This window comes from Cobetia sp. UCD-24C (assembly GCF_001306765.1).
Taxonomy (GTDB): domain Bacteria; phylum Pseudomonadota; class Gammaproteobacteria; order Pseudomonadales; family Halomonadaceae; genus Cobetia; species Cobetia amphilecti.
The window spans coordinates 389,912-404,126 of record NZ_LJTD01000002.1 but is presented as its reverse complement, the minus strand read 5'-3'; the positions used below and the strand labels follow the sequence as shown (position 1 = coordinate 404,126).

The following is a 14,215-nucleotide window of genomic DNA, read 5'->3' as shown; positions in this document are numbered from 1 at the left end:
CCCCCTGTATTCCTGTAGTGCACGCACTTGCCCTGTCCGGTGGCTCCGGACAGGGTCTTTTTTTGCCAGTCGTATGGCTTCTCTTGCGCAGCACTGACCAGAGGCCAGCTGCCGCACTCCCTGCTGGAGCACGCCAGCATGGCGAAACGCCTTTCTTCCTCCCTCGCAGTAAACCTGATGCCAGGAGCCTGATGCCAGGGGCGTGATGCCAAGAGCTTGATGACAAATGTCCGAGAGCGGGAGCGCATCGCACCAACATTGTTCCCTGTTGTCACACAGAACAGTCATCTCCTGATGTAACGTCATTGCCAGCCGCAGTGTGGAACATCGCGTGGCGAGGCGTCTCGTCACGCGCGACACCGCATGTCATGCCTCGTGCCCTTGGTTTCACGTCGGGTTCCCCCCATGACTTGACCAGAGGCTCGTTCGTCAATGCCACTGGCTTGCTGGAATCTGCGTGCTCGATTGCGTCTTTCTCAAGCACCCGGGAACACCCTGAAGCACGACAAGGCAGCCATGGCGGGCAGTGACGTCGGGATTCATCTTCATCGCGCACGACCGGTAAAGCGGTCTTGAGGAGTCCGTGTGCATATCGCTGACATGACCATGTTCCATGCCCCCTCCAGTGGCGGGGTCAGAACCTACTTGGAAGCCAAGCGACGACGTCTGCGGACGCGGCCCGATGTTCGTCACAGCCTGCTGGTCCCCGGCGAGACCACCAGTGTCAGTGATGATCTCTACAGCGTGCCGGCACCGCCCATTCCCTTCGGCAACGGCTATCGCTTCCCCCTGCGCCGGGGCGGCTGGGTCAGCACGCTGCTGGCACTGCAGCCGGATGTCATCGAGGCCGGCGACCCCTACGTCACGGCGTGGGCAGCACTCGATGCCGGTCGCAAGCTCGATGTCCCGGTGCTGGGCTTCTATCACTCGGACCTGCCGCGCCTGATCACCAATCGCCTGGGCGAGTGGTCAGGGGCCAACGTCGATCGCTACGTCAAACGCCTCTATCGCCACTTTGACCGCGTGCTGGCCCCCAGCCAGGTGATGGCCGACCGACTCGACCGACTTGGCGTCGACAATGTCCATATCCAGCCACTCGGTGTCGATCTTTCCACCTTCCACCCTGACTGCCGCGATGAGAGCCTGCGCCGCGAGCTTGGTCTGGAAGACCACGTGCGCCTGCTGGCCTTCGCCGGCCGCGGCTCACGCGAGAAGAATCTGGATGAGCTGCTGGAGGCCGCTCGCCTGCTCGGCCCCGACTACCATCTGCTGTTGATCGGCTCGGGCATGCCGCGACATCTGCCCGATAATGTCAGCGTGACCGGGCATTTCTGCAGCAGCACCGAAGTGGCGCGCCTGGTGGCCTCGGTGGATGTGCTGCTGCATGCCGGCACCCAGGAAACCTTCGGTCTGGTGGTACTGGAAGCCATGGCCTGCGGCACGCCGGTGGTGGCGGCACGCGCCGGCGCGCTTGCCGAGAATGTGCCACTGGGCTGCGGTCAGCTGTGCAACCCACACTCGCCGCATGCCATGGCGCGTGCCGTGCAGGAAGTCTTCGCCAACGACCCCGCCGCACTGGGTCGTCAAGCGCGGCGGCATGTCGAGAAGCACCACGCCTGGGACCGTGTCGTGGATGGCTTGCTCGGGCATTATCACGCGGTCACCGGGACTCGCATGCAACCGGTACTCGAGGAGGTGACCCATGGCTGAATCGCCGGCTGCCAAGCAGCACTTTCTGCTGGTCCTGCATGATGTCGCGCCCGAGACCTGGACCGACTACCGGGACTTCGTCGCCGAGGTGGATGCCCTCTGCCAGGCACGCCTGAACCATCCCTGCCCGATCACCTGGCTGGTGGTGCCTGACTTCCATCATCGCAGCGCCCTGGAAGACGCTCCGGAATTCATCGCCCTGCTGGACTCTCGCCGCCAACAGGGGGACGAGCTTGCCCTGCATGGCTTCCATCACTGCGATGACGCGCCAGCCCCCCGCACCCCGCGCGATTACCTGATGCGCCGCGTACTGACCTGGGAGGGCGAGTTCTACCCCCTCGATGAGGCCGAAGCCAGACGACGCCTGCGGGAAGGTGCCGCACTCTTCAAGCGTCTCGGCTGGCCATTGGACGGCTTCGTGGCCCCTGCCTGGCTGATGAGTGACGGCACTCGCAAGGCGCTGAAGTCCCTCGACTTCCGCTACACCAGCGACCCCCAACATCTCTATCGGCTGCCCGACTTCACGGTCATCGATGCGCCCGGACTCGTGTGGAGCGCACGCTCCGCGCCACGCCGCCTGATGTCGCAGTGGGTGACGCAGCGCAAGCTGAGCCGCGAGCAACAGGCGCCGGTGTTGCGTCTAGGCCTGCATCCGGTCGACATGCGTCATGCACGCTCACGCCAGTATTGGCTGACGCTGGTCGAGCGCCTGCTCGATGAAGGGCGCCTGCCGATGACCAAGATCGGCTGGCTGACCCAGCAGGGGCTGCTCACCCCCGCCACGTCTGACACGACGCAACTGAACTCGCACCAGGCGGCCCACAGTGCTGCCTGAGACCCACCCACCTGATGAGTCCCGTCGTATGGGCCTTGTGACAACCCGCTGCGGGAATCTGCCATGAATCGTGCCCTCTGGTTACTGGGTGCTGGCCTTGTGATGGTCATCGCGATACCGCTGGTGCTGGGCGGCAGCGGACTGGGCGGCCAGTTGCGCCAGTTCCCCCTCGACACCTTCCTCTTGATGCTGGGCATGATCGTGATGTGCTGGAACCTGAACGCCGGGCGGTTGCGTCTGCTGCTGGCCGGGCGTGGCGGTCACCTGGGGCAACGGCGCGCCGTCGGCATGGTGATGGCGACCGAGTTCGCCATCAGCGCCACCCCCGGCGGCAGTGGCGGTCCGCTTACCCTGATGGGGCTGCTGTCACGTCAGGGGGTGCGCCCGGCGCAGGCCACGGCGGTATTCGCGGTCGATCAGATCACCGACATGCTGTTCTTCCTCTCGGCACTGGCCAGCATCGGGCTCTACGCCCTCTCGCATACCATCGACCTGCGCCTGGGGTGGATGCTGGCCGTGCCGGCGCTGTTGCTGATCATCGGCTTTGGCCTGCTGGCCGCGCTGGGCAAGCATCATCGGCGCCTGCTCAAGACCAGCGGACGCCTGCTGCGCTGGCTCAAGGTACGCCATCGCTCACGCATCAAGCTGGCGCGGGGCCTGATCCACTTCCGCCATGCGCTGGTCGAGACGCTCGCCCTGCCGCGCCTGACGCTGAGCCTGATCTTCCTGCTCTGCTGTGCCCATTGGCTGCTGCGCTACTCGATCCTCTATCTGGCCGTGTCCGGACTGGGGCAGGACATCGACTGGAGCTGGACCTTCATCGTGCAGATGCTCTCGCTGGCGGCGGGCCAGCTGACGCTGTTGCCCGGCGGTGCCGGAGGTGCGGAGCTGTCCTCCACTGCCCTGCTCAGCCCGATGATCGGCGCCGCCAGTGCCGCAGCTGCCGTGGTGATCTGGCGAGCGGTGACCTTCTATTTCTACCTGATCGCCGGCGCTCCGGTGTTCTTCGTGATGGCGGGACGCAGCATGCTGGGAAGCTTGCTCAAGCGTCGCTCGGCAGCCACATGACAGGATGACCGAGCAGTGCTGCAGGCTTCATCATGAAAAACACTTGATCATCGCCATATGAATAAGACTTTGTTATGTTGGCAGGCGGCTTTATTGAACGGCCATACAATAACCACAGCTCAAGGTGATCTCACATGCCGCATCCTTCCCAACGTCACCCGACTTCCGCCCGCATTCGCCGTCCGCTGGCCATGATGGGCGTGGTCGGCTCGCTGCTGGCCACCTCGACCTCAGCGGCACTCGCTGATGACAGGCCCCTGCGCAGCATCGACCCCGGCCATGGCACCGACAAGGTCGTGGTCGCCCACCGGGGTGCCTCGGGCTACCTGCCGGAGCACACCCTCGCGGCCAAGGCGATGGCCTACGCCCAGGGCGCCGACTTCCTCGAGCAGGATGTAGTGATGAGCAAGGATGACCAGCTGGTGGTGCTGCACGACCGCTTCCTGGACCGCGTGACCAATGTCGCCGAGGTCTTCCCCGAGCGTGCGCGTGATGATGGCCGCTACTACGCCATCGACTTCACGCTGGATGAGCTGCGCCAGCTGTCGTTCAGCGAGGGCTTCACCGTCAAGGATGGCGAGCAGGTCGCCGACTACCCTGAGCGCTTCCCGCTGGGCAAGTCGCACTTCGGACTGCACACCCTGAGTGAAGAGATCGAGATGATTCAGGGCCTGAATCACTCCACCGGACGCGATGTCGGCCTGTATGTGGAGATCAAGGCGCCCTGGTTCCACCAGTCGGAAGGCAAGCAGGTCTCGCGAGCCGTGCTCGAGACCCTCAAGCACTACGGCTACGTCGCGCAGGATGACAATGCCGTCGTGCAGGTCTTCGATCCCAATGGCCTCAAGCGCATCCACGACACGCTGCAGCCCGAACTGGAGATGGACCTGCGTCTGGTGCAGCTGATGGGCGAGACCAGCTGGGACATGACCTTCCAGCCGGATGCGGCTGGCAAGCTTGAGCCCTACGACTATGACTGGATGTATCAGGAGGGCGGCATGCAGCGCATCGCCACCTACGCCGATGGCATCGGGCCGTGGAAGCCGATGGTGATCGAGGACAGCTCGACCCGGGACGACATCAAGGTCACAGCAATGGTCGAGGAAGCCCATGCGCAGGGCCTGATCGTGATGCCCTACACCTTCCGCCTCGATGAAGGGCGCATCCCGGACTGGGCCAGCGATTACGACGACATGCTGCGCGCCTTCTTCGTCGACGCCAAGGTCGATGGTGTCTTCACTGACTACCCGGACCGCGCCGTGCAGTGGCTGAAGCAGCACGGTGATGCTCTGTAAGAGCTCTACGAGCAGCCCTGCAAGCCCTGCCTGCAAGCTCCCCTGCAAGACAGTCAATCCTTGGCAGGGGAACATCAAAAAGCCGGGCTCCATGAGGAGTCCGGCTTTTTCGTCCTGCCTGATCGTCAGCGCTCGCTGTCAGTTCACGATATCAGCATCGACACGTGATGAGCGCTGCCTTCATTGACCCGCCGCTTCGGCGGCCAGCCCCTTGAGCAGCCCGGCGATCTTGTCCAGCGGCAGCTTGCAGTCGCCCAGATCATGACGATTGGCCATGTACTGCGGGTCATTCCACTCGATCACGCTGCCGCCCTCCACGGCGCGAATCAGCATCTTCTGCGGCAGGTCCAGGGCGGCCGCCCCGTTGCACTGCATCAACAGGGTGCCCACCTTGGGATTGCCGAAGATGACGGTATGCGTCGCGGGCAGCTCCATGCCGACCTTCTCGGCTCCCGCCTCATGATCGATGACGCTGAACAGCGTCAGCCCCTTGGCCTTGAGCGCCGTCTCGAGACGCGCCTGGACGGAGGCGACATCATCACGGCTGGTCACCGACTCGATGCCCTTGGCAGGCACCTGCATGCTCGCTGAAGCTTCAGGGGCGGAGGCTGCCGCCGCGCCGGAATCTGCACTGGCAGACAGCGGCATGCCTGCAACCAAAGGCAGGGACAGCAACGCCAGCAGGCGCGCGGAGCGCGTAAGGGCGGGGAATGACTTGAGCATGGAACATCCTTATCAGTGAGTCGTGTTGCGCCGTGGGGCATCTGCACGTGTCGCTTGGTCAGGTGCCAATGAACAGTCATCAGATTAGCAACTGCTTGATATGAACGCACCTGCCCCGCCTGCATCAGCTGAAACACCTCTCCCCTCGCCTGCGCCACCGGCTGCGTTTGGGAGCGACTGGTGGCGGCCAGAAACGAAAAAAGGGCAGGCCCTGTGGGCCTGCCCTTTCGGTGACATGCGATCCGCTTGACGCCGATCGCTGTCAGGAGATCAATGGCTTACCAGCCAGTGACTTCCTTGATGGCATCGCCGATCTGCGCGAGTGAACGCACAGTCTTGACGCCAGCTGCTTCCAGAGCCGCGAACTTCTCGTCGGCAGTACCCTTGCCGCCAGAGATGATGGCGCCTGCATGGCCCATGCGCTTGCCCGGAGGCGCAGTCACACCAGCGATGTAGGAGACGACCGGCTTGGTGACGTTCGCCTTGATGTAGGCAGCAGCTTCTTCTTCAGCAGAACCGCCGATCTCGCCGATCATGACGATGGCTTCGGTCTTCGGGTCCTTCTCGAACATCTCGAGGATGTCGATGAAGTTGGAACCCGGGATCGGGTCGCCGCCGATGCCGACACAGCTGGACTGGCCGAAACCGTGGTCAGTGGTCTGCTTGACGGCTTCGTAGGTCAGGGTGCCGGAACGAGACACGATACCGACCTTGCCCGGCTGGTGGATGTGACCCGGCATGATACCGATCTTGCACTCACCCGGAGTGATGACACCCGGGCAGTTCGGACCGATGACGCGCGCGCCCAGCTCGTCGCACTTGACCTTGACTTCCAGCATGTCGAGAGTCGGCACGCCTTCGGTGATGCAGACGATCAGCTTGATGCCTGCATTGGCCGCTTCAAGGATGGAATCCTTGCAGAACGGTGCCGGCACGTAGATGACGGACGCTTCAGCGCCAGTCTCGGCAACGGCTTCGGCGACGGTGTTGAACACCGGCAGGCCCAGGTGAGTCTGACCACCCTTGCCCGGCGTCACGCCACCGACCATCTTGGTGCCGTAGGCGATGGCTTGTTCAGAGTGGAAGGTACCCTGGCCGCCAGTGAAGCCCTGGCAGATCACCTTGGTGTTCTTGTCGATCAAAATGCTCATTACTTGCCCTCCGCAGCTTTGACAACCTGCTGCGCCGCGTCAGTCAGGCTGGTAGCAGCGATGATGTTCAGACCGCTTTCGGCCAGCTTCTTGGCGCCGAGTTCAGCGTTGTTACCTTCCAGACGCACCACGACCGGCACGTTGACACCGACCTGCTCGACGGCACCGATGATGCCTTCGGCGATCATGTCACAACGCACGATGCCGCCGAAGATGTTCACCAGAACAGCTTTGACGTTGTCGTCGGACAGGATGATCTTGAATGCTTCTGCAACGCGTTCCTTGGTAGCACCGCCACCCACGTCGAGGAAGTTGGCCGGCTTGCCGCCAGACAGGTTGACGATGTCCATGGTGCCCATCGCCAGGCCTGCGCCGTTGACCATGCAGCCGATGTTGCCGTCGAGGGCAACGTAGTTCAGTTCGAACTTGGCAGCATGCGCTTCACGCTCGTCTTCCTGAGACGGATCGTGCATCGCCTGCAGGTCCGGGTGACGGTAGACGGCGTTGGCGTCGATGTTGATCTTGCCGTCGAGGCAGTGGAGGTTGCCTTCGTCGGTGATGACCAGCGGGTTGATTTCCAGCAGCGCGAAATCCTTGTCGGCGAACATCTTCGCCAGACCCAGGAAGATCTTGGTGAACTGCTTGATCTGGGTCGGGTTCAGACCCAGCTTGAAGGCCAGTTCACGCGCCTGGTACGGCTGTGCGCCGACCAGCGGATCGATCTCGGCTTTCAGGATCTTTTCCGGCGTCTCTTCAGCAACCTTCTCGATTTCCACGCCGCCTTCGGTGGAAGCCATGAAGACGATGCGACGAGTGGTGCGGTCAACGACGGCGCCCAGGTACAGCTCTTCGGCGATGTCGGTGCAGTTCTCGACGAGAATCTTGGTGACCGGCTGACCGTTTTCGTCAGTCTGGTAGGTCACCAGGTTCTTGCCCAGCCACTGGGTCGCGAAGTCGGAAGCGGCTTGTGCGCTGTCGACCAGCTTGACGCCGCCAGCCTTGCCGCGGCCACCTGCGTGGACCTGTGCCTTGACGACCCACTTGTCGCCGCCAATCTTCTTGCACGCTTCAGCAGCGTCTTCCGGGGTGTCAACGGCAAAGCCCTTGGACACCGGCAGGCCATAGTCGGCAAAAAGTTGTTTTGCCTGATATTCGTGAAGGTTCATCGTGTCATGCCATTGGTTGCATTAGACTCGAACGGCAGTCGCAAGATGCCACTGCCACCGTTCGCCCCGGCCTGGCCGGGGCGACGCGCCTCTTGTTCGGAAGGACGCTTACTTGCGCTTCTTGCGGTTTGCGATGTGAATCGCATGCCCGTCAACGGCCAGCGCGGCTTCGTGCACGGCTTCCGACAGTGTCGGGTGAGCCGTGCAGATCAGTGCGAGGTCTTCGGCGCTTGCGCCGAACTCGAGGGCAGTCACACCCTGTGCGATCAGCTCACCGGCATGCTGGCCGATGATGTGAACGCCCAGGACGCGATCAGTCTCAGCGTCGGCAATGATCTTGGCCAGACCTTCAGTGGCATTGTTGGCCATGGCACGACCGCTTGCCGCGAACGGGAAGCTGCCGGTCTTGACTTCGATGCCTTCGGACTTGGCTTGCTGTTCGGTCTTGCCGACCCACGCCACTTCCGGGAAGGTGTAGATGATGCTCGGGATGGCGTCGTAGTTCATCTCGGCCTTGTGGCCAGCGATGATGTCGGCAACCATCACGCCCTCTTCAGAGGCCTTGTGCGCCAGCATCGGGCCACGCACCACGTCGCCGATGGCGTAGACGCCCGGCACGCTGGTCGCGCACTGGTCGTCGACGTGGATGAAGCCACGCTCGTCCAGATTGATGCCCACATCGCTGTCGAGCAGGCTCTGGGTGTACGGACGACGGCCGACCGCGACGATGATCTTGTCGAAGGTCTGTTCCTGTTCGCCGTTGGCGTCGGTGTACTTGACGACGACTTCGCTGTCCTTGATGTCGGAACCGGTCACACGGGCGCCGAGCTTGATGTCCAGACCCTGCTTCTTGAGCAGCTTCTGGGCTTCCTTGGCGACGGCCGCATCGACCATCGGCAGGAAGCTGTCGACCGCTTCCAGCACGGTGACTTCAGAACCGCAACGGCTCCACACGCTACCGAGCTCGAGACCGATGACACCGGCACCGATGACACCCAGACGCTTCGGCGCTTCGTCGAACTCGAGCGCGCCGGTGGAATCGACGATCAGACCTTCGGTCAGCGGCGTCGGCGGAATCTCGACCGGCACGGAACCGGACGCGATGACGATGTTCTCGGCTTCGTAGGTCGCCTTGCCACCGTCGTGATCGGTCACTTCGACCTGCTTGTTCGGCAGCACCTTGCCGGTACCTTCCAACGCGGTGACACCGTTGGCCTTGAACAGACCGGAGATACCGCCGGTCAGGTTCTTCACGATCTGCGCCTTGCGCTCGATCATCTTGGCCACGTCGATCTCGACGCCGTCGGCCTTGATGCCCAGTTCGGCGAATTCATCACGCGCTTCGACGTACTTGTGCGAGGTTTCCAGCAATGCCTTGGACGGAATGCAGCCGACGTTCAGGCAGGTACCGCCGTGAACGACCTTGCCTTCCTTGTTGACCCACTTCTCGACGCAGGCGGTCTTCAGACCCAGCTGAGCAGCGCGGATAGCGGCAACATAGCCACCAGGGCCAGCGCCAATGACGATCACATCAAATTTATCGGCCATGTCTCTTCCTGTTGGTGCAGTTCGATTCGGGTTGGCAACCCGGCGAGTGTCAGTGCCACCCGCCGGGGCCGCTCACGCCCTCGAGATCCTCAAGGACGTGAGACATTGCGGTCTCAGACGTCGAGCAGGAAACGAGCCGGATCTTCCAGCAGGTCCTTGATGGCGACGAGGAACTGGACTGCATCCTTGCCATCGATCATGCGGTGATCGTAGGACAGTGCCAGATACATCATCGGACGGATGACGACCTGACCGTTCACGGCCATCGGACGCTCCTGGATCTTGTGCATGCCCAGAATGGCGGTCTGCGGCGGATTCAGGATCGGGGTGGACATCAGGGAACCGAAGATGCCGCCGTTGGTGATCGTGAAGGTACCGCCCTGCATCTCATCGATGCCCAGCTTGCCGGCACGGGCACGCTGACCGAAGTCGACGATGGTCTTTTCGACATCGGCGAGCTTCATGCTGTCGGTATCACGCAGCACCGGCACGACCAGACCGCGGTCGGAAGACACGGCAACACCGATGTCCTGGTAACCGTGGTAGACGATGTCGGTGCCGTCGATAGAGGCATTGACGTCCGGGAAGCGCTTGAGCGCTTCGGTGGCCGCCTTGACGAAGAAGCCCATGAAGCCGAGCTTGGTGTCGTGCACCTTCTGGAAGGTGTCCTTGTACTGCTTGCGCAGTTCCATCACCGCGCTCATGTCCACTTCGTTGTAAGTGGTGAGCATGGCGGCAGTCTGCTGGGCATTGACCAGACGCTTGGCGATGGTCTGACGCATGCGGCTCATCGGCACGCGCTTCTCGGGACGCTCGCCCTCGAAGGTCGGTGCAGATTTCGGCGCGGCCTTGGCATCAGACTTGGAAGCGCCGGACTTGGCAGCCGGCTTGGCAGCGGACTTGGCCGCAGTGCCTTCCTTGACGGCCTTGGCCACGTCTTCCTTCAGCACGCGACCGCCCTTGCCGGTACCGACCAGCTTGCTGACGTCCAGATCGTGCTCGGCCACCATCTTGCGCGCTGCCGGGGCGAGGATCTTGTCGCCGACCTTCTCGTCCTGACCTTCGTCAGAGCCGGACTTGTCGTCGCTTGCCTCAGCGGCCGGCGCGGCGCCACCGGAAGCACCAGCGCTGAACAGTGCCAGCACGGCTTCGGTCTCGCAGGTATCGCCTTCCTCGACCTTGATCTCGCTCAGGGCGCCGTCGGCCGGAGCCACGACTTCCAGCACGACCTTGTCGGTCTCGATCTCGACGATCAGCTCGTCGCGCTCACAGGCTTCACCGACCTTCTTGTGCCAGGTGGCGACGGTGCCTTCGGCAACGGATTCCGGGAAGCTCGGTGCCTTGACTTCCAGCGTCTTGCCTTCGCCACCGGCGGCCGGCTTGCTTTCGGCCTTGGCGTCGTCCTTGCTCTCTTCAGCGGCGGAGTCGTCCTTGGCGTCAGAAGACGCAGCGGCGTCTGCATCACCGATGGAGCCCAGCACTTGCTCGGACTTGCAGGTGTCGCCTTCCTGGACCTTGATCTCGCCCAGGGTGCCGTCCTGCGGTGCGACGACTTCCAGCACGACCTTGTCGGTCTCGATCTCGACGATCAGCTCGTCACGCTCGACGCTGTCGCCGGGCTGCTTGTGCCAGGTCGCCACAGTGCCTTCGGCGACGGATTCCGGAAAAGACGGCGCTTTGATATCGATAGCCATTGGAGTTCCTTAACTCAATTCTCTCTCGGTGCCCTTGCGGGTCGCGAGCCTTTACTTGTTGAAGGCGTCGTCGACCAGCTGGCGCTGCTGCTCGTTATGAACGGACATGTAGCCCGCGGCAGGTGCCGCAGAGGCCGGGCGTCCGGCGAAGTCCAGGCTCATGCCAAGCCCCTGACGGTGCTGCTCAGCGACCTGACGCATATGGTGCTGACTCTGATACCAGGCACCCTGGTTGAGCGGCTCTTCCTGGCACCACATCACCTGCTCGAGATTCTCGTAGTCGGCGATGGCGGCCTGGAGCTCTTCCTTCGGGAAGGGATAGAGCTGCTCGACACGGATGATGGCAACATCTTCACGGCCCTGCTCGGCGCGATAGGCGGCCAGGTCATAGTAGACCTTGCCCGCACACAGCACGACGCGCTTGACCTTGGAAGCTTCCAGGTTGCCCTTGTCGGACAGCACCATCTCGAAGCGGCCATCGGCCAGCTCGTCGAGGGTGGAAGTCGCTTCCTTGTGACGCAGCAGAGACTTGGGTGACAGCACGACCAGCGGCTTGCGCAGAGAGCGGATGACCTGACGACGCAGCAGATGATAGATCTGCGCCGGCGTGGTCGGCATGCATACCTGCATGTTGTGCTCGGCACACAGCTGGAGGTAACGCTCGAGGCGTGCGGAGCTGTGCTCCGGGCCCTGACCCTCGTAGCCGTGCGGCAGCAGCATGGTCAGACCACACAGGCGGCCCCACTTGCTCTCGCCGGAGGAGATGAACTGGTCCATCACCACCTGGGCGCCGTTGGCGAAGTCACCGAACTGGGCTTCCCACACGACCAATGCCTTGGGCATGGTGGTGGCATAGCCATATTCAAAGGCCAGCACCGCTTCCTCGGAGAGGTAGGAGTCATGGATGGTAAAGGTCGCCTGACCATCCTTGATGTGCTGCAGCGGCACGTAGGTGTCGCCATCCTTCTGGTTGTGCACCACCGCATGACGGTGGGAGAAGGTACCGCGACCCACGTCCTGACCGGTGATACGCACCGGATGGTCGGCATCGACCAGGGTGGCGTAGGCCAGTGTCTCGGCGAAGCCCCAGTTCAGCGGCATGCCACCAGCGGCCATCTTGCGACGGTCTTCGTAGATCTTGTTGACCTGACGCTGGACCGAGATGCCGTCCGGCACTTCGCACATCTTGTTGGCGAGGGCCTGCAGCTGCTTCATGTCCATCGAGGTATCGGCAACGCCGGTCCACTCGTGGCCCAGGTACGGCGTCCAATCGACGAACAGACCGGTGTTGGGTTGCTTCACCAGCGCATTGGCAACGTGGTTGCCGGCATCCAGGTCGGCACGGTACTGGTCGACCAGGTGCTTGGTCTCTTCCGCGCTGAGCACGCCTTCCTCGACCAGACGATCCGCATACTTCTCGCGGGCAGTCTTCTGGGACTTGATCTTGGCGTACATCAGCGGCTGGGTACCGGACGGCTCGTCGGCTTCGTTGTGACCGCGCTTGCGGTAACACACGAGGTCGAGCACGACGTCACGCTTGAACTGCTGACGGTAGTCGATGGCGACCTGAGCGGCGTGCAGCACGGCGTCCGGATCATCTCCATTGACGTGGATGATCGGCGCCTGAACCATCTTGGCGATGTCGGTGCAGTATTCGGTCGAGCGAGCGTCATCGGCACGCGAGGTGGTGAAGCCCACCTGGTTGTTGATGACGACATGCACGGTACCGCCCGTCTTGTAGGCACGGGTCTGCGACATCTGGAAGGTTTCCATGACCACGCCCTGACCGGCGAATGCCGCGTCACCGTGGATGGAGATCGGCAGTACGCTGTCGCCTTCGCTGTCTTCGCGACGGTCCTGACGGGCACGCACGGAGCCTTCCACCACCGGAGAGACGATTTCCAGGTGCGACGGGTTGAACGCCAGCGCCAGGTGGACTTCGCCGCCCGGGGTCATGACATTCGAGCTGAAGCCCTGGTGGTACTTCACGTCGCCGGAACCCTTGGCAATCTGCTTCTTGCCATCGAATTCCTCGATCAGCTCTGACGGGCTCTTGCCCAGCAGATTGACCAGCAGGTTGAGACGGCCACGGTGGGCCATGCCGATCACGACTTCCTTGGTACCGTACTTGCCGCTGCGCTGGATCAGCTCATCCATCATCGGAATGAAGGATTCGCCGCCTTCCAGACCAAAGCGCTTGGTGCCCGGGTACTTGCTGGCGAGATAGCTCTCGAGGCCTTCGGCGGCGGTCAGACGTTCCAGCACGTGATGACGGACATCGCGTGAGAAGTTCGGCTTGGAACGTACGGACTCGAAACGCTGCTGCAGCCAGCGCTTCTCTTCCGTGTTAACGATGTGCATGAACTCGGCGCCGATGCTGCGGCAGTAGGTCTGCTCCAGCGCGGCGTGGATTTCCTTGAGCGGTGCAACATCCTTGCCGAGGAACAGCGAGCCGGTCTGGAACTCGACGTCCATGTCAGCGGCGGACAGCTGATGGAAGGACAGTTCGAGGTCCGGTACCGGTGCCGGCTTGCGCAGACCGAGGGGATCGATATCCGCCTTCTGGTGGCCACGGAAGCGGTAGGCGTTGATCAGCTGGAGAACACGAACCTGCTTCTTGTTCTCGCTGCTTTCGCCCGCAGAGACAGCCACCGGGCGGCGACTGTTGCGACCCATCTCGTAGAACTGATCACGGATCGGCGCTAGCGGAACATCCTGGGAGGGGCTGCCGTCATGACGCGGCAGAGTATCAAAGTAGTTGCGCCACTCGTCGGGAACCTCATTCGGGTCGACAAGATAACGCTCGTAGAGATCTTCTACGTAGTGGACATTCCCCCCGCTCATATGGGAAGTGCGCCACATCAACTCCATTGTGCCTTCTTGCATCTCTCGGTCACCCTGACTGATGGGGTGGGGTAGGCGCCTGACAAGCGCTGTCGGCGTCACTCGATTATGCCCTGTATGGCGAAACCATGGAGGCCTTCACCATCTGAGTCTTCTTTTATCGTCAAAAGCCGGTGCACAA

10 protein-coding genes are annotated in these 14,215 nt (G+C 62.5%); 4 read left to right on the top strand and 6 right to left on the bottom strand.

The window, feature by feature from the left end; all coding sequences use genetic code 11:
* Positions 1 to 585: 585 nt before the first annotated feature.
* The 4 genes from AOG28_RS03965 (at position 586) to glpQ (ending at position 4,908) form a co-directional block, all read left to right on the top strand.
* A complete protein-coding gene (locus tag AOG28_RS03965; RefSeq protein ID WP_043333996.1) occupies positions 586 to 1,710 on the top strand; it encodes a glycosyltransferase family 4 protein in 1,125 nt (374 codons plus the stop codon).
* Positions 1,703 to 2,545, top strand: a complete 843-nt coding sequence (locus AOG28_RS03960; RefSeq protein WP_054555376.1) for a DUF2334 domain-containing protein — start codon at positions 1,703 to 1,705, stop codon at positions 2,543 to 2,545. The genes AOG28_RS03965 and AOG28_RS03960 overlap by 8 nt, the downstream gene beginning before the upstream one ends.
* A gap of 63 nt (positions 2,546 to 2,608) precedes the next feature.
* Positions 2,609 to 3,613 (top strand): lysylphosphatidylglycerol synthase transmembrane domain-containing protein, encoded by a 1,005-nt coding sequence (locus AOG28_RS03955; protein WP_054555375.1) that lies wholly within the window; start codon positions 2,609 to 2,611, stop codon positions 3,611 to 3,613.
* Positions 3,614 to 3,747: 134 nt separating this feature from the next.
* Positions 3,748 to 4,908 (top strand): glycerophosphodiester phosphodiesterase, encoded by a 1,161-nt coding sequence (glpQ, locus tag AOG28_RS03950; protein WP_200906725.1) that lies wholly within the window; start codon positions 3,748 to 3,750, stop codon positions 4,906 to 4,908.
* 180 nt (positions 4,909 to 5,088) lie between these two features.
* On the opposite strand, the gene AOG28_RS03945 is transcribed toward glpQ, so the two are convergent.
* The 6 genes from AOG28_RS03945 to AOG28_RS03920 form a co-directional block, all read right to left on the bottom strand.
* A complete protein-coding gene (locus AOG28_RS03945) occupies positions 5,089 to 5,631 on the bottom strand; it encodes a DUF302 domain-containing protein (protein ID WP_054555374.1) in 543 nt (180 codons plus the stop codon).
* Between the two features lie 278 nt (positions 5,632 to 5,909).
* Positions 5,910 to 6,782, bottom strand: a complete 873-nt coding sequence (gene sucD, locus AOG28_RS03940; protein ID WP_043333998.1) for a succinate--CoA ligase subunit alpha — start codon at positions 6,780 to 6,782, stop codon at positions 5,910 to 5,912.
* Entirely contained in the window at positions 6,782 to 7,948 is a 1,167-nt protein-coding gene (sucC, locus tag AOG28_RS03935) for an ADP-forming succinate--CoA ligase subunit beta (RefSeq protein WP_043333999.1), read from the bottom strand. The genes sucD and sucC overlap by 1 nt, the downstream gene beginning before the upstream one ends.
* A gap of 108 nt (positions 7,949 to 8,056) precedes the next feature.
* Positions 8,057 to 9,496 carry a dihydrolipoyl dehydrogenase gene (gene lpdA / locus AOG28_RS03930; protein WP_043334000.1) on the bottom strand — a complete coding sequence of 480 codons (1,440 nt, stop codon included), beginning with the start codon at positions 9,494 to 9,496 and terminating at the stop codon, positions 8,057 to 8,059.
* Positions 9,497 to 9,609: 113 nt separating this feature from the next.
* Positions 9,610 to 11,190 carry a 2-oxoglutarate dehydrogenase complex dihydrolipoyllysine-residue succinyltransferase gene (gene odhB / locus AOG28_RS03925; protein ID WP_054555373.1) on the bottom strand — a complete coding sequence of 527 codons (1,581 nt, stop codon included), beginning with the start codon at positions 11,188 to 11,190 and terminating at the stop codon, positions 9,610 to 9,612.
* A gap of 51 nt (positions 11,191 to 11,241) precedes the next feature.
* Positions 11,242 to 14,076, bottom strand: coding sequence for a 2-oxoglutarate dehydrogenase E1 component (locus AOG28_RS03920; protein ID WP_054555372.1), 2,835 nt, complete (start codon positions 14,074 to 14,076; stop codon positions 11,242 to 11,244).
* Between the last annotated feature and the right edge of the window lie 139 nt (positions 14,077 to 14,215).